The 15,653-nt window shown below is 73.9% G+C and carries 13 protein-coding genes; 12 read left to right on the forward strand and 1 reads right to left on the reverse strand.

Translation table 11 applies throughout. The features are described from left to right. Positions 1-201: 201 nt before the first annotated feature. The 9 genes from AB0B97_RS27660 (at position 202) to AB0B97_RS27700 (ending at position 9,601) form a co-directional block, all read left to right on the forward strand. A complete protein-coding gene (locus tag AB0B97_RS27660) occupies positions 202-1,476 on the forward strand; it encodes an adenosylmethionine--8-amino-7-oxononanoate transaminase (protein ID WP_357497710.1) in 1,275 nt (424 codons plus the stop codon). A gap of 68 nt (positions 1,477-1,544) precedes the next feature. Then, positions 1,545-2,381, forward strand: coding sequence for an orotidine-5'-phosphate decarboxylase (pyrF, locus tag AB0B97_RS27665; RefSeq protein WP_357497712.1), 837 nt, complete (start codon positions 1,545-1,547; stop codon positions 2,379-2,381). 178 nt (positions 2,382-2,559) lie between these two features. After that, the gene (gene mihF, locus AB0B97_RS27670) at positions 2,560-2,877 is read left to right on the forward strand and encodes an integration host factor, actinobacterial type (protein WP_007458370.1); all 318 of its coding nucleotides are present in this window, start codon (positions 2,560-2,562) and stop codon (positions 2,875-2,877) included. A 25-nt stretch (positions 2,878-2,902) separates the two neighbouring features. Further along, entirely contained in the window at positions 2,903-3,436 is a 534-nt protein-coding gene (locus tag AB0B97_RS27675) for a guanylate kinase (RefSeq protein WP_357497714.1), read from the forward strand. Positions 3,437-3,500: 64 nt separating this feature from the next. Continuing rightward, the gene (gene rpoZ / locus AB0B97_RS27680) at positions 3,501-3,764 is read left to right on the forward strand and encodes a DNA-directed RNA polymerase subunit omega (protein WP_007075826.1); all 264 of its coding nucleotides are present in this window, start codon (positions 3,501-3,503) and stop codon (positions 3,762-3,764) included. A gap of 14 nt (positions 3,765-3,778) precedes the next feature. Then, positions 3,779-4,987 (forward strand): bifunctional phosphopantothenoylcysteine decarboxylase/phosphopantothenate--cysteine ligase CoaBC, encoded by a 1,209-nt coding sequence (gene coaBC, locus AB0B97_RS27685; RefSeq protein WP_357497716.1) that lies wholly within the window; start codon positions 3,779-3,781, stop codon positions 4,985-4,987. A gap of 87 nt (positions 4,988-5,074) precedes the next feature. Beyond that, entirely contained in the window at positions 5,075-6,268 is a 1,194-nt protein-coding gene (gene metK / locus AB0B97_RS27690; RefSeq protein ID WP_234588148.1) for a methionine adenosyltransferase, read from the forward strand. Between the two features lie 59 nt (positions 6,269-6,327). Then, complete coding sequence (locus AB0B97_RS27695) at positions 6,328-8,382, forward strand: primosomal protein N' (RefSeq protein ID WP_357497718.1); 2,055 nt, start codon at positions 6,328-6,330, stop codon at positions 8,380-8,382. Between the two features lie 235 nt (positions 8,383-8,617). Next, on the forward strand, positions 8,618-9,601 hold the full coding sequence (locus AB0B97_RS27700; protein ID WP_234589692.1) for an AAA family ATPase: 984 nt from the start codon (positions 8,618-8,620) through the stop codon (positions 9,599-9,601). Between the two features lie 79 nt (positions 9,602-9,680). Here AB0B97_RS27700 and AB0B97_RS27705 read toward each other — a convergent pair whose 3' ends face one another. Continuing rightward, on the reverse strand, positions 9,681-10,961 hold the full coding sequence (locus tag AB0B97_RS27705) for a hypothetical protein (RefSeq protein ID WP_357497721.1): 1,281 nt from the start codon (positions 10,959-10,961) through the stop codon (positions 9,681-9,683). Between the two features lie 247 nt (positions 10,962-11,208). Between AB0B97_RS27705 and AB0B97_RS27710 the strand changes: the two genes are divergently transcribed. The 3 genes from AB0B97_RS27710 to def all read left to right on the forward strand — a co-directional run bounded on the left by AB0B97_RS27710 (position 11,209) and on the right by def (position 15,650). Next, complete coding sequence (locus AB0B97_RS27710; protein ID WP_357497723.1) at positions 11,209-13,692, forward strand: tetratricopeptide repeat protein; 2,484 nt, start codon at positions 11,209-11,211, stop codon at positions 13,690-13,692. Positions 13,693-13,775: 83 nt separating this feature from the next. Continuing rightward, positions 13,776-15,044 carry a cytochrome P450 gene (locus tag AB0B97_RS27715; RefSeq protein ID WP_357497725.1) on the forward strand — a complete coding sequence of 423 codons (1,269 nt, stop codon included), beginning with the start codon at positions 13,776-13,778 and terminating at the stop codon, positions 15,042-15,044. 45 nt (positions 15,045-15,089) lie between these two features. Further along, positions 15,090-15,650, forward strand: a complete 561-nt coding sequence (gene def, locus AB0B97_RS27720) for a peptide deformylase (RefSeq protein WP_266249922.1) — start codon at positions 15,090-15,092, stop codon at positions 15,648-15,650. Positions 15,651-15,653: the final 3 nt, after the last annotated feature.

Genomic DNA, 15,653 nt, shown 5'->3' on the forward strand with positions numbered 1-15,653 from the left:
TCGGTCGGCCGAGGACCCCGACCGGTCACTGCCGCCTTTGCACTGCTTCAACCGAGGAGACAGTGGGCGTCCGATATCCGGACACCCACTGTTGCCTCCGCTGAAGCAGAGCAAAGGCGGATGGGGAGAGGTGCCGCCCGGCCGCGCGGCCCGTCGTCCGGCCCACCGCCTGGTCCGCCGTCCGGTCCGGAAGGAGCACGCATGACGCCCGAGGAGATTCTGGCCACCGACCGGGCGCACGTCTGGCACCCGTACGCCGCCCTGCCGCCGGCGAACCCGCCGTACGTGGTGCGGAGCGCCGAGGGCGTACGGCTGACCCTGGCCGACGGCCGCGAGCTGGTGGACGGCATGTCGTCCTGGTGGGCGGCGATCCACGGCTACCGGCACCCGGTGCTGGACGCGGCAGTGACCGACCAGCTCGCCCGGATGAGCCACGTGATGTTCGGTGGCCTCACCCACGAGCCCGCGGTGCAGCTCGCGCGGACCCTCGTCGAGCTGGCCCCGGAGGGTCTGGAGCACGTGTTCCTGGCCGACTCCGGCTCGGTGAGCGTCGAGGTGGCGGCGAAGATGTGCCTGCAGTACCAGCGGGCCGTCGGCCGGCCGCAGCGGCGCCGGCTGGCGACCTGGCGGGGTGGTTACCACGGCGACACGTTCCACCCGATGAGCGTCTGCGACCCGGAGGGCGGGATGCACCACCTCTGGGGTGACGTGCTGCCGCGGCAGATCTTCGCCCCGGTGCCGCCCGGCGGCTTCACCGACCCGCCGGACGAGGCGTACGTGGCGGCGTTGGTGGACACCGTCGAGCGGCACGCCGACGAGCTGGCCGCGGTGATCGTCGAGCCCGTCGTCCAGGGCGCCGGCGGGATGCGGTTCCACCATCCGGGTTACCTGCGGGTGCTGCGCGAGGTGACCCGCGCGCACGGGGTGCTGTTGATCTTCGACGAGATCGCGACCGGGTTCGGCCGTACCGGCGCGATGTTCGCCGCCGAACACGCCGGGGTGGCCCCCGACGTGATGTGCGTGGGCAAGGCGCTCACCGGGGGCTACCTGACCCTGGCCGCGACGCTGTGCACCGCCGAGGTCGCCCGGGGCATCTCCGCCGACGGCGTGCTGGCGCACGGGCCCACGTTCATGGGCAACCCGCTGGCCTGCGCGGTCGCCAACGCCTCCATCGGGCTGCTGCGGGCCGGGGACTGGGCGGCGCAGGTGTCCCGGGTCAACGCCGGTCTGCGCGCCGGCCTGGAGCCGCTGCGCGCCGCGCCGGGCGTGGCGGATGTGCGGGTGCTCGGGGCGATCGGGGTGGTCCAGCTCGACCACGAGGTCGACCTCGGCGCGGCCACCGCGGCGGCCGTCGAGCGGGGCGTCTGGCTGCGGCCGTTCCGCGACCTGATCTACACGATGCCGCCGTACGTCACCGACGACGCCGACCTGGCCCGTATCGCGGCCGGGGTGGCGGCGGCGGTGGCGGCCGGCTGAGCGGTCCCGGTCAACGAGTACGCCCCGAGGCGGTCCGCCGCCCGGACGAGTAGAGGGGAAGTGCACAGATGGAGAGCTTCGGCACCCGACTGCACCGGGCCGTCAGCGAGCGCGGACCGCTCTGTGTGGGCATCGACCCGCATCCCGGTCTGCTGGCCCGGTGGGGCCTCGCGGACGACGTCGACGGCCTCGAACGGTTCTCCCGGACCGTGGTGGAAGCGCTCGGTGACCGGGTTGCGGTGGTCAAGCCTCAGTCGGCCTTTTTCGAGCGATTCGGATCCCGCGGTGTGGCGATCCTTGAGTCAACTATCCGACAGTTACGAGAAGCCGGTTCGCTCGTTCTTCTGGACGTCAAGCGTGGCGACATCGGCTCAACGGTCAGCGCGTACGCCTCCGCGTACCTTGATCCATCCAGCCCGCTGTATGTCGACGCGGTCACGGCCAGTCCCTACCTGGGAGTAGGTTCGCTGGCGCCGATGTTCGAGTTGGCCGCCAAACACGGCGGCGGGGTCTTCGTGCTGGCCCTCACCTCGAACCCCGAGGGCGCGGCCGTGCAGCGGGCCCGCACGGCCGACGGGCGGACCGTCGCGCAGACCGTGATCGACGAGATTTCCCAGCTCAACAGGGGTGCGACCCCCCTCGGCAGCTTCGGTCTGGTGGTCGGCGCAACCATCGGTGACACCGGTCATGACCTCTCCGGCGTGGGGGGTCCGCTGCTCGCTCCGGGGCTCGGCGCGCAGGGTGCGGGCGCCGCGGATCTGCGCACCGTCTTCGGTTCCAGCCTCGCTTCGGTGCTCCCGTCGTACTCCCGGGAGGTCCTGTCGGCGGGACCGGACGCGGACGCCCTGCGGGCCGCCGCCGACCGGGTCTCGGCCGAGTGCCGGGCCGTTCTGGCTGCCCGGTGACTGACTGACGGCTCGGTCACTTTGCGATGATCATCGCGCGCCCACGTTGCCGAAAGCTCCGTTGACCGCTAGTTTTCCCCGCGCTGGGAACCACGGACCCCTTGGTTCACAGCGACACCACGTTTCACAGATGCGGCGGTGCGCCCCGCCCGCCGCGATAGGGACCTGAGGAGAACTGGTGCCGCTCCCGTCACTGACCCCCGAACAGCGCGCTGCCGCGCTCGAGAAGGCCGCGGAGATCCGCAAGGCCCGTGCCGAGCTGAAGGAGCAGCTCAAGCAGGGCAAGACCACCCTTGGTGCCGTCCTCGAGCGCGCCGAGAGCGACGACGTCGTGGGCAAGCTCAAGGTTTCGGCCGTCCTGCAGGCGATGCCGGGCATCGGCAAGATCCGGGCTACCCAGATCATGGAGAAGCTCAAGATCGCTGACAGCCGTCGCCTGCGTGGCCTCGGCGAGCAGCAGCGCAAGGCACTGCTTGGAGAGTTCGCCGCCAACTGAACCTGGCAGCGTGTAGAAACAAGCAGTGAGCACGGATGGCGAGACGCGCCCGGCGGCTCGGCTCACTGTCCTGGCTGGACCTTCGGGTTCCGGCAGGGAGAGTGTCGTCGAGCTCGTTCGGGCGCGTTTCCCGTCCGTGTGGATCCCGGTGCCGGCAACGACGAGGCCGCGCCGGGAGCCGGAGGTGGACGGTGAGCAGCGGGTCTTTCTCGCCCCGGCCGAGTTCGAGCGCCGGGTGGCCACCGGAGACCTGCTGGAGTGGTCCCGGATCGGCGCGTACCACCGGGGCACCCTCGACCCGCCGCTGCGCGCCCGGCTCGACGCCGGGCAGCCGGTCCTGCTCCCGCTCGACGTCCCCGGCGCCCGGCTGGTGCGGGCGCGAGTGCCCGCCGCGCGGCTGGTGCTGTTGATCCCACCCGGGCACCGACCCGACGCCGCCGTGGCCGCCGCCTTCGCGCACACCCTGACGCACGACCACACCGATCGGGTCGCCGACGAGCTGGTAGGCTTACTCGGTTCTTCTTATCCGGATCCGGCCTGGTCGCGTGTACGCGGCTGACGGCCGGCCGCCGTTGAGACTCAGCACCGCGTCCGCGCGGCTCGAAAGACGCAGAGGTTAATTCGTGGGATCCATCGCCAACCCCGAAGGCATCACCAACCCGCCGATCGACGAGCTCCTTGAGAAGACGACGTCGAAGTACGCGCTGGTCATCTTCGCCGCCAAGCGCGCGCGCCAGGTCAACGCCTACTACAGCCAGCTCGGTGAGGGCCTCCTGGAGTACGTCGGTCCGCTCGTCGAGACCACCCCGCAGGAGAAGCCCCTCTCCATCGCCATGCGCGAGATCAACGCGGGCCTGCTCACCGCCGAGCCGACCGACCAGCCGTAAGCCCGCACCCGTCGATGTCCGCCTCGATCGTCCTCGGGGTCGGCGGCGGCATCGCCGCCTACAAGGCGTGTGAGCTGCTGCGACTCTTCACCGAGTCGGGCCACCGGGTCCGGGTCGTGCCGACCGCGTCGGCGCTGAAGTTCGTCGGGGCGCCGACCTGGGCGGCGCTCTCCGGCCAACCGGTCGCCGACGACGTCTGGTCCGACGTGCACGAGGTGCCGCACGTCCGCCTCGGCAAGCAGGCCGACCTGGTGGTGGTCGCGCCGACCACCACCGACCTGCTCGCCAAGGCCGCCCACGGGCTCGCCGACGACCTGCTGACCAACACGCTGCTGACCGCCCGCTGCCCGGTGGTGCTGGCTCCGGCCATGCACACCGAGATGTGGGAGCATCCGGCCACCGTCGCGAACGTCGCCACGCTGCGGTCCCGGGGCGTGCGGGTCATCGAGCCGGCCGTGGGGCGGCTCACCGGCGCCGACACCGGCAAGGGCCGACTGCCCGACCCGGCGGAGATCTTCGCGGTCGCCCGCCAGGTCCTGGCTCGGGGCGGGTCCGCCCCCGCCGACCTGACCGGCCGCCGGCTGGTGGTCACCGCCGGCGGCACCCGCGAGCCGCTGGACCCGGTCCGCTTCCTCGGCAACCGCTCGTCCGGCAAGCAGGGCTACGCCTTCGCCCGGTCGGCTGTCGCCCGGGGCGCGCGGGTCACGCTCATCGCGGCCAACGTCTCCCTCGCCGACCCGGCAGGGGTCGACCTGGTCCGCGTCGGCACGACCGCCGAGCTGCGCGAGGCGACCCTGCAGGCCGCCGCCGAGGCCGACGCGGTCGTGATGGCGGCGGCTCCGGCCGATTTCCGACCGGCGACGTACGCGCCTGGCAAAATCAAGAAGTCGGACGACGGTGTCGCTCCCACCATCGAGCTCGTCACGAACCCGGACATCGCGGCGGAGCTCGGCCAGCGCAAGCGACCGGAGCAGGTGCTGGTGGTGTTCGCCGCCGAGACCGGCGACGCGGAGGCCAACGGCCGGGCGAAACTCGCCCGGAAGCGGGCCGACCTGATCGTGGTCAACGAGGTCGGTCCGGACCGGGTCTTCGGCGCCGACACCAACACGGTGACGGTCATCGGCGCGGACGGCTCGGTGAGCCGTCTGCCGGAGCAGGCCAAGGAGGCCGTGGCCGACACCGTGTGGGACCTCGTCGTGGCGCGGTTGGCCAACCGCTCCTGACGGGTGGAACAGCGCGCGACCGATCCCGACACCGGCCGCAGCGGTGACTAGACTGCCGCGGAACGACCTCACACGCTTAGGAGTGCCGTGACACGCCGCCTCTTCACGTCCGAATCGGTCACGGAAGGCCACCCGGACAAGATCGCCGACCAGATCAGCGACGGCATCCTCGATGCGCTGCTCGCCGAGGACCCGCACAGCCGGGTCGCGGTCGAGACCATGATCACCACCGGCCAGGTCCACATCGCCGGTGAGGTCACCACGAAGGCGTACGCCGACATCCCCACCATCGTCCGGCGCACCATCCTCGACATCGGCTACGACTCGTCGAAGAAGGGTTTCGACGGCGCGTCCTGCGGGGTCAGCGTCTCCATCGGCGCGCAGTCCGAGGACATCGCGCAGGGCGTGGACAACGCCTTCGAGCTGCGCACCGGTGCGTCGGAGAGCGCGCTGGACGCGCAGGGCGCCGGCGACCAGGGCATGATGTTCGGCTTCGCCTGCTCGGAGACCCCCGAGCTGATGCCGCTGCCCATCGCCCTCGCCCACCGGCTGGCCCGCCGGCTCGCCGCGGTCCGCAAGGACGGGACCATCCCGTACCTGCGCCCGGACGGCAAGACCCAGGTCACCATCGAGTACGAGGGGCTCCGCCCGGTCCGCCTGAACACCGTCGTGGTGTCCAGCCAGCACGCCGCGGACATCTCGCTGGAGTCGCTGCTCACCCCGGACGTGCGCGACTCCGTCATCGCGCCCGAGCTGGAGAGCCTCGGTCTGGACACCGAGGGCTACCGGCTGCTGGTCAACCCGACGGGCCGGTTCGAGATCGGCGGCCCGATGGGTGACGCCGGCCTGACCGGCCGCAAGATCATCGTCGACACCTACGGCGGGTACGCCCGGCACGGCGGCGGCGCGTTCTCCGGCAAGGACCCGTCCAAGGTGGACCGCTCGGCCGCGTACGCGATGCGCTGGGTGGCCAAGAACGTGGTCGCCGCCGGCCTGGCCGAGCGGTGCGAGGCGCAGGTCGCCTACGCCATCGGCAAGGCGCACCCGGTGAGCCTGTTCATCGAGACGTTCGGCACCGAGACCGTGCCGGTCGCCTCGATCGAGAAGGCCGTCTCCGAGGTGTTCGACCTGCGCCCGGCCGCGATCATCCGGGACCTCAACCTGCTCCGCCCGATCTACCAGCAGACCGCCGCGTACGGCCACTTCGGCCGGGAGCTGCCGGACCTGTCGTGGGAGAGCACCGACCGGGCCGCCGACCTCAAGTCGGCCGCGGGAGCCTGACCGCCACCAGGCGTAGCGACCGGCGACCCGCGGACGGGTCGCCGGTCGCGCGCGTCTGCGTGGACGTTCCGCTGGCGCACCTGGACCGGCCGTTCGACTACCTGGTGCCGGCCGAGCTGGCCGACGTGGCGGTGCCCGGCACCCGGGTGAAGGTGCGCTTCGCGGGGCAGCTGGTCGACGGCTGGCTGCTGTCGCGGGCGGACGACTCCGGGCACACCGGCCGGCTCGCCTACCTGGAGAAGGTGGTCTCGCCCGAGCCGGTGCTGGCCCCGGAGATCACCCGGTTGGCCCGGGCGGTCGCCGACCGGTACGCGGGCAACCTGGCCGACGTGCTCCGGCTCGCCGTGCCGCCCCGGCACGCCCGGGTCGAGAAGGAGCCCCACGAGCAGCCGTCGCCGGCGGCCGAGTCCGGCGCTGCCGGCGACGCGGTCGGCCCCGCCGTGCCGGGAGATCCCCCCGCCCCGCCGGCGACGACCTCCGCCCCGCCGGGGAAGGCCCCCTTCGTCCCGCCGGGGGAGGCCCCCGCGTCGCCGGCGACGGCCCCCGCCGTGCCGGGGGAGGCTGTCGACCCGCGCGGCTGGCGGGACTACCCGACCGGGCCGGCGCTGCTGCGGGCGCTCACCGACGGCCGGGCGCCCCGCGCGGTCTGGTCCGCGCTGCCCGGCGAGGACTGGGCCGCCCGCTACGCCGACGCGGTGGCCGCCACCGTCGCCGGTGGGCGCGGCGCCGTCGTCGTGGTCCCCGACGCCCGCGACCTCGACCGCCTCGACGCCGCCCTGACCGGCGTGCTGGGCCCGGGCCGGCACGTCAGCCTCTCCGCCGCCCTCGGGCCGGCCCGGCGCTACCGGGCGTTCCTCGCCGCCCGGCGCGGGCAGGTGCCGGTGGTCATCGGGACCCGGGCCGCGATGTTCGCCCCGGTGCCCCGGCTCGGACTCGTCGCCATCTGGGACGACGGTGACGACCTGCACTCCGAACCTCGGGCGCCCTATCCGCACGCCCGCGACGTGCTGCTCACCCGCGCGCAGCTCGGCGAGGCCGGCGCGCTGGTCGGCGGGTACGCCCGGACGGCCGAGGCGCAACTGCTGCTGGAGACCGGCTGGGCGCGGGAGGTGGTCGCCGACCGGGCGACGGTGCGGGCCCGGATACCGGCCATCGCGCCGACCGGTGACGACCCCCAGCTCGCCCGTGATCCCGGTGCGGCGACCGCTCGGCTGCCCAGCCTCGCGTGGACGGCCGCCCGTGACGCCCTGCGGGCGGGGTTGCCGGTGCTCGTGCAGGTGCCCCGGCGCGGCTACCTGCCCTCGATGTCCTGCGCCGACTGTCGTACCCCGGCCCGCTGCGCGCACTGCGCCGGGCCGCTCGCGCTGCCGTCGGCCGGCGGCACCCCCGCCTGCCGGTGGTGCGCCCGGGTCGCCGCGGCGTACGCCTGCCCGCAGTGCGGCGGTCGGCGGCTACGGGCCGCGGTGACCGGCGCCCGGCGTACCGCTGAGGAGCTGGGCCGGGCCTTTCCCGACGTGCCGGTGCGGACCTCGGGACGGGAGGAGGTGCTGACCGACGTGCCCGGCGGTGCGGCCCTGGTGGTCGCCACCCCCGGCGCCGAGCCGGTCGCCGAGGGCGGCTACGGCGCGGTCCTGCTGCTCGACTCGTGGGCCCTGCTGACCCGGGCCGACCTGCGGGCCGGCGAGGAGGCGCTGCGCCGGTGGCTGTCCGCAGCGGCCCTGGCCCGCCCGGCGCCGGCCGGCCGCGTGGTGGTGGTCGCCGACGGCGCGCTCGCCCCGGTGCAGGCGCTGCTGCGCTGGGACGCCGCCTGGTTCGCCGGCCGGGAGTTGGCCGAGCGCCGCGAGCTGGGTTTCCCGCCGGCGGTGCGGATGGCCAGCGTCACCGGCCCGGCCGAGGCGGTTGCCGACCTGCTCGCCGCGGCCCGGCTGCCCGGTGACGCCGAGGTTCTCGGGCCGGTGCCCGCTGACGAGGGGCGCGAGCGGATGCTGGTCCGGGTGCCCCGGGCGCGGGCCGCGGCGCTCGCCGAGGCCCTGCACTCGGCCGCCGGGGTGCGCACCGCCCGCAAGGCCGCCGACCCGGTTCGTCTCCAGGTCGATCCGCTGAGCCTGTTCTGACCGTTTTCCCCGGAGAGTGGGCCGCTCTCGCGGGCGGGCGGTACCCCGCCCGACGGGCGCCGCCCGCACACCGCGTCCGGCAAAGCGCTGGCGTCGAGGTGGTAGCATCGCCCGTCATGCTCGGGCGTACGACGGCCCCAGGTCACGGCACCGCCGAAGCGGGCGGGCCGGGAACGCGTCGGTCGGACGCGATGTCGATGATGTCAGGAAGCCGGTTATCAGGGGTGGACCAGTCGTGACCGTTCGACAATCGATCGTCTTCAACGGCGACCTCGGCAGCGGCAAGAGCACCGTGTCGGTGGAGATCGCCAAGCGGCTCGGGATGCGCCGGGTCAGCGTCGGTGACCTCTATCGGGAGATGGCGCAGCAGCGGCAGATGACAGCCCTGCAGCTCAATCTGCACGCCGAGCTGGACCAGGCCGTCGACGGTTACGTCGACCAGCTCCAGCGCGACATCGCCGCCTCCGGCGAGCATCTGATCATGGATTCGCGGCTGGCCTGGCACTTCTTCACCCACGCGCTCAAGGTGCACATGATCACTGAGCCGGGTGAGGCGGCCCGCCGGGTGCTGGCCCGCCCGTCCGGCCCGGCGGAGAGCTACGCCTCGCTGGATGAGGCGAAGGCCAAGCTCCGTGAGCGCAGCGAGAGCGAACGCAGCCGGTTCATCGTCCGCTACGGGGTGGACAAGGCGCGGCTGCGCAACTACGACCTGATCTGCGACACGACCCGAGCCTCCGCCGCCGAGGTGGTCGAGCACATCATCGCCGCGTACGAGGGCACGCTCGGCGCCGACGTGCTGCGCGACGGCCCGCCGCTGCTGCTGCTCGACCCGGCGCGGGTCTACCCGACCGAGGACATCGCGACGCTGCGCGGGCTCTGGGACAGCGAGTTCGTCGGCGACGTGGCCGAGGCCGGCGACGAGTCCCTGGAACCGCTGAAGATCGGCTTCACCGGGGAGTACTTCTTCGTCGTCGACGGTCACCGTCGGCTCAGCGCCGCCATCCAGAACGGTTTCTCCCTGGTCCCCGCCCAGCTGGTCGCCGAGGTAGACGAGCCGGTGGTGGGTGGGATGAGCGCCGTGGACTACTTCGCCGCGCAGGTGCGCCCCGGCCTGGTCTACGACTGGGAGGCGGCTCACAAGATCCAGTTGCCGCTGCCCGAGCCGGCGCTGCTCGGCGGCGACGCCGTGCTCGCCGCCGACCGGGGCGTCGGCGCCTGAGCCCAGCGCGGAACCGGACCGGCGCGCGGGGTGCGCGCCGGCCCGGCCGTCGGGTCGACCGACGGAACGCCCCGAGGCGTCAGCCCAGGACCACGCCCGAGGCGCCGACGCCGGCCATGCCGGAGAAGATGTCCTCGTAGTAGAACCGCCAGGCGCACACCCGCCCGGTCGGAACGTAGCCGGTACACGCCGTCGAGGTGTTGGTGTCGTCGATGGCGGTGTTGGTGCCGGTCGCCCAGACCTGGAGAGTGTTCGCCGCATTCACGATCTCCACCGGGCCCCCGCTGTCACCCTGACCGACACCGTTGGTGTGGGTGGTGTTCTCGGCCTGCACCTGGCCGCAGACCGTGCCGAAGTTCCGCACGTTGATGCACAGGTTGCGGGCCTTCACCTGGATCGAGCACCGGGTGCCGGAGTACGCGCCCGAGCTGCACACCCAGTTGCCGACCTGGCTGGCCTGCGCGCCGATCACCTGGTTGCTGAACTCGCTGACCACCGCGCCGGCCGCGTCGGTGCTGTTGTTGAAGACCCGGCCGCCGGAGCTGCCCGCGATGAGCAGGGTGTCGCTGCTGACGTTGCGGCTGGTGACGGTGCCGATGGTCTGCCCGGTCGGGTCGGCCGCCACCACGTTCAGGTTGGCGCAGTGCGCGGCGGAGAGCACCCGCGACACCCCGCCCGCGAAGACGCCGAAGCCGGTCGAGCAGCCGCCACCGGTCGCGGTGTTGCGCCACGCGGCGCCACCCCACCAGGGCGGACTGTCGTCCCACCGGGTGGCGGGCGCGGCGGCGACCCCGGTCTGCACGGTCACCGGAACGCCGGCCAGGGCCGTCGCGCCGAGCAGCCCGCTCTGCGTACCGACGAGCAGGCCGGCGCCGTCGGCGCGCGGCCCCACCGTGGTGATCCTGTCGCCGGCCGAGGCCCGCAGCCGGTCGGCCGCGACCATCAGCTCCCGCTGCGAGTACGCGGCGGGCAGCACCGTCGTCGCGACGGTGGCCCGGGCGTTGGCCACGAGGCGGGCCGGCGGCTCGCCCTTCCAGTAGACCTGGAGCTGGCGGGTGGTGGGATCGGCGATGATACCGGCGAAGCCGGAGTTCGCGCTGCGCTGCGCGGCGTTGGTGATCTGGGCGGCGGCGGTGTTCATCCGCTGCTGCAACTCCAGCAGCTCGGACCAGGAGGCGAAGCCGCCCGGCACCGCCGTGCTGTCGACGAACGATCCGGCGGTGGTGGCCTTGCCCTTCGGCGCGGCGGTGGCCGGTGCGCCGCTCACGCCCGCGACGAGCAGCGTGAGGCCGCACGCGGTGACGGCGATGCGACGCAGCATCGTCGTGGACCGTCGGGCGGTCGGGTGTGGACGGATCATCTGTACCCCTTCCCCAGGGTTTCGTGGCGCGGGCCGAACCCGCACCAGGGACGGTGGCACGAGACGTCGGTTCAGCATGGCGATCCTGGACGGGACTGGACACGGTCGGACACCGCCGGACGGGGGCAAAGGTCCGATGTGAACTGTCAGACATCGGCCGCCTCCTATCTAGCGGAGTGTGACCGCAATTAGCCTGCCCGTGTCGGCACCCGGGGCGGCCGGGTGACCGGTAGGGGGTGGGGGCCGCATGTCCGACCAACGGGTACCGTCCGGCGTTCGTCGAGCACCGCAGGGGCCGCCCGCGGCGTTCGACGTGGCCCGCGGCGGCGTCGAGGCGCAGACCCTGCCGGAGCTGGCCGGCCTGCTGCGCCAGCTGCGCCGCCGCGAAGCCCGGCAGCAGGGGGAGACGCAGCTGACGTACCGGCAGTTGGCGGCGAAGACCGGCTGGTCGCGCGGGATCATCGGGGAGTACTTCGCCGGCAACATCCTGCCTCCGCCGGAGCGGTTCGACGCGCTCATCCGGCTGCTCGGCGCGACCCCCGCCGAGCAGGGGGTGCTGGCCACGGCGCGGGACCGGATCGAGGAGCGACGTCGACGTGCGACCCGGGACCACGCCGCCACCGGCCGGGCGGGAGCCGGGGCCGTACGGGGCCGCAGCGGCGGGACGCGGGCCGCCCCGGCTCCGGCCCGCTTCCCGGTGCCCCGCCAACTGCCCCCGGCGCTGCCCGGATTCGTCGGACGTGCCGCCCAGCTCGCGCAGCTCGATCTCGCCTGTGCCGACCCGGACAGCGCCGGCGACGGCGGCCGGGCGCCGGCGACGGTGGTGACGCTGTCCGGCACGGCCGGGGTGGGCAAGACGACGCTTGCGGTGTACTGGGCGCACCGGGTCGCCGACCGGTTCCCGGACGGCCAGCTCTACGTCGACCTGCGCGGATTCGACTCCACCGGAACGGTGGTGACGGCCGTCGAGGCGGTACGGGGTTTCCTGGAGGCCCTGGAGGTGCCGCCCGAACGGATCCCCACCCACCTGCCCGCGCAGGTGGGTCTCTATCGCAGCCTGCTCGCCGGTCGCCGGATGCTGGTGCTGCTGGACAACGCCCGCGATGCCGACCAGGTCCGGCCGCTGCTGGTCGGCAGCCCGACCTGCCTGGTCCTGGTCACCAGTCGCAACCGGCTGGCCGGCCTGGTCGCCACCGAGGGCGCCCGGCCGGTCGGCGTCGACCTGCTCAGCGCCGCCGAGGCCTGGCAGCTGCTGGCCCGGCGACTCGGGGCCGAGCGGTTGGCGGTCGAGCCGCAGGCCGTGGACGAGATCATCGAGCGGTGCGCGCGGCTGCCGCTGGCCCTGGCGGTGCTCGCCGCGAGGAGTGCGGCGAATCCCGCGTTCCCCCTGGCCACCCTCGCCGCCGAGCTGCGCGGGGCGCCGCGTCCGCTGGACTCCTTCGACGGTGGCGACGCGGGCACCGACGTACAGGCCGTCCTCTCCTGGTCGTACCGGAGCCTCACGCCCGCGGCGGCCCGGCTGTTCCGGCTGTTCGGCTGCCACCCAGGCCCGGACATCGGGGTCGCCGCAGCGGCCAGCCTGGCGGGGCTGCCCCGGCAACAGGTGCCCCGACTGTTGACGGAGCTGGCCCACGCCCATCTCGTCAGCGAGCACGCTCCCGGCCGGTTCGGCGCGCACGACCTGCTCCGGGCGTACGCCGCCGAGCAGGCCGAGCGGCGTGAGCCGGCCGAGGCGCGGCGGGCCGCGATCCGGCGCGGGCTGGACCACTACCTGCACACCGCCCACGCGGCGGCGCTGCTGCTGCAGCCGGGTCGCGATCCGGTCACCCTGACGGCGGCCCCACCGGGCGTGGTGCCCGAGGAGATCACCGACCACGCTGAGGCGCTCGCCTGGTTCACCGTCGAGTACCCGGTGCTGCTGGCGGCCGTCGGGCACGCGAAACGCGCCGGGTTCGACGGCCACGCCTGGCAGCTCGCGTGGACGCTTGTGGACTTCCTGCAACGCCGGGGACGGTGGCCGGACCTGGCCGTCGCCCAGCGGACCGCCCTGGCCGGGGCGCGGCAGGCGGGGGACCGACTCGGGCAGGCCAACGCCCACCGCGACCTCGCCCGGGTGCTGTCCCGGCTGGGCCGGGTCGACGAGGCGGCGAGCAACTACCGGCAGGCCCTGGCGCTCTTCGGGGCGCTGGGTGACCACACCGGGCAGGCGCGTACCCACCGGGCGTTCGGCGCGATGCTCGACGGCCTCGGCCGGTACGCCGAGGCGCTGGACCACGTGCGGCGGGCTCTCGCGCTGTACCGGGACGCCGGCCATCTGGCCGGGGAGGCCAGCGCCCGCAACGCGGTGGGTTGGGCGCACGCCCAGCTCGGCCAGTACCGCCCGGCGCTCACCCACTGCGAGCAGGCGTTGGCGCTGCTGCGCCGGACCGGCGACCGGCACGGTGAGGCGAACACCTGGGACAGCCTCGGCTTCATCCACGCGCGCCTGGGCGACCACCGGGAGGCGATCCGCTGCTACGGGCGGGCGCTGCGGTTGTACCGGCGGATCAGCGACCGCTACGACGAGGCGGACACCCTCTCCCGGCTGGGCGAGAGCCGGCACGCGGCGGGGGACCCGGCCGGCGCGGCGCGTACCTGGCGGCGTGCCCTGGGCATCCTCGACGACCTCGGTCACCCCGACGGCGAGAGGGTCCGCGCCCTGCTGAGCCGGGCGGCGGCCACCCCGGGCTGACGCGCGTGCCGGGCGGGGGGATGCCGGCTGCCGGCGGCACCGGGATGATGGAGCCTCCGACGCATCGACGGGGGAGGCCAGTCATGGATGCTGCCGAGGCGCTCACACTGCTCATGTCGCCGCAGGGACGCGTCGATCCGTACCCGACGTACGAGCGGCTGCGCTCGCACGGCCCGGTGGTGCAGGCGTTGCCCGCCATGTACGTGGTGACCGGCTACCCGGAGGTCGACGAGCTGCTGCGCGACCCCCGGCTCGGGGTGCTCGACGACGCGCTGCGGGACCAGGTCTGGCCGAACTGGCGACAGAGCCCGGCGATCACGTCGATCGCCCGGTCCATGCTGCGGACCAACCCGCCCGATCACAGCCGGATGCGCCGACTCGCCGCCGGCGCGTTCAGCCCGCGCCGGATCGCCGGGATGCGCGACGTGGTGCGCGCCCAGGCCGAGGAACTGCTCGACGCGATGATTGCCCGCGCCTCGGACGGCGAGCCGGTCGACCTGCTGGCCGACTTCGCGTACCCGCTGCCGGTCGGGGTGATCTGCGCGCTGCTCGGCGTACCGGCGCAGGACCGGCCGCTGTTCCGCCGCTGGGCCGGCGACCTGACCGGGGTGCTGGAGCCGGAGATCACCACCGAGGAGCTGGCCGTCGCCGACGCGGGCGCCGCCGAGCTGCGCGACTACTTCGTCGAGCTGATCGTCGCCCGACGCCGGGCACCGGCCGACGACCTGACCACCGCGCTGGTCCAGGTGCACGACGCCGACGGCGCCCGGCTCACCGGTGACGAACTGCTGGCCAACCTGGTCGTGCTGCTGGTCGCCGGCTTCGAGACCACCACCAACCTGCTCGGCAACGGCCTGGTCGTGCTGCTGCGCCACCCCGGGGCCGCCGACGCGCTGCGCGCCGACCCCGGGCTCGCCCCGGCGTACGTCGAGGAGCTGCTGCGCTACGACTCCCCGGTGCAGCTGACCACCCGGACGAGCACCGCGCCGGTGCGCTGCGGCGGGCTCGACCTGCCGGCCGGCAGCACGGCGCTGCTGCTGCTCGGCGCGGCCAACCGCGACCCGCGCCGGTTCCCCGACCCGGGGCGCTTCGATCCGACCCGCGAGCAGGCGCATCCGCTGTCCTTCGGCGCCGGCCCGCACTACTGCCTCGGCGCCGGTCTGGCCCGGCTGGAGGCGCAGCTGGCGTTCCCGATGCTGCTGCGCCGCCTGCCCGAGCTGGCCCTGGCGGGGCCGCCCCGGCACCGGACCCGCCTGACCCTGCGCGGCTACGAGAGCCTGCCGGTGACGCTGGGCACACCGGCGGTGGCCGATCGAGGTACGCCGGCCGGGTCGCTCGGAGGCACTCCGTAGACTGGTACGGCACCGCTCGCCCACCTGCCGAAGGAGCCGTCCCGCGTGACCGTCCAGCCCATCCGTCTTTTTGGGGATCCGGTGCTGCGCACGCCGGCCGATCCGGTGGTCGACTTCGACGTTGAGCTGCGGAGGCTCATCGCCGACCTCACCGACACGATGCGGGGGCAGAACGGCGCCGGCCTGGCCGCGCCGCAGCTCGGTGTCAGCCTGCGGGTGTTCGCCTTCGACGTCGACGACGTGCTCGGGCACCTGGTCAACCCGGTGCTGGAGTTCCCCGACGAGGAGGAGCAGGACGGCCCCGAGGGCTGCCTGTCCATCCCCGGGCTCTACTTCGACACCAAGCGCCGGCAGAACGTCATCGCCAAGGGCTTCAACGGCTACGGCGACCCGCTGCAGATCGTCGGCACCGGGCTGATGGCCCGCTGCGTGCAGCACGAGACCGACCACCTCGACGGTGTGCTCTTCCTCGACCGTCTCGACGCCGCCGGTCGCAAGGAGGCCATGAAGGCCATCCGCCAGGCCGAGTGGTACGACGCCGCCGCGCCGCCGGTGGTCAAGGTCAACCCGCACGCCGGCGGCAGCCCGTTCGGTCTGGGTCGGTGACCG

This window comes from Micromonospora sp. NPDC049004, assembly GCF_040649315.1.
Lineage (GTDB): Bacteria > Actinomycetota > Actinomycetes > Mycobacteriales > Micromonosporaceae > Micromonospora.

What these genes read in the sequence shown, in the direction of transcription:
- AB0B97_RS27660 (WP_357497710.1), top strand. Translation starts at nt 202, where the DNA reads ATGACGCCCGAGGAGATTCTGGCCACCGACCGGGCGCACGTCTGGCAC.
- pyrF (WP_357497712.1), top strand. Translation starts at nt 1,545, where the DNA reads ATGGAGAGCTTCGGCACCCGACTGCACCGGGCCGTCAGCGAGCGCGGA.
- coaBC (WP_357497716.1), top strand. Translation starts at nt 3,779, where the DNA reads ATGTCCGCCTCGATCGTCCTCGGGGTCGGCGGCGGCATCGCCGCCTAC.
- AB0B97_RS27705 (WP_357497721.1), bottom strand. Translation starts at nt 10,961, where the DNA reads ATGATCCGTCCACACCCGACCGCCCGACGGTCCACGACGATGCTGCGT.
- AB0B97_RS27710 (WP_357497723.1), top strand. Translation starts at nt 11,209, where the DNA reads ATGTCCGACCAACGGGTACCGTCCGGCGTTCGTCGAGCACCGCAGGGG.
- AB0B97_RS27715 (WP_357497725.1), top strand. Translation starts at nt 13,776, where the DNA reads ATGGATGCTGCCGAGGCGCTCACACTGCTCATGTCGCCGCAGGGACGC.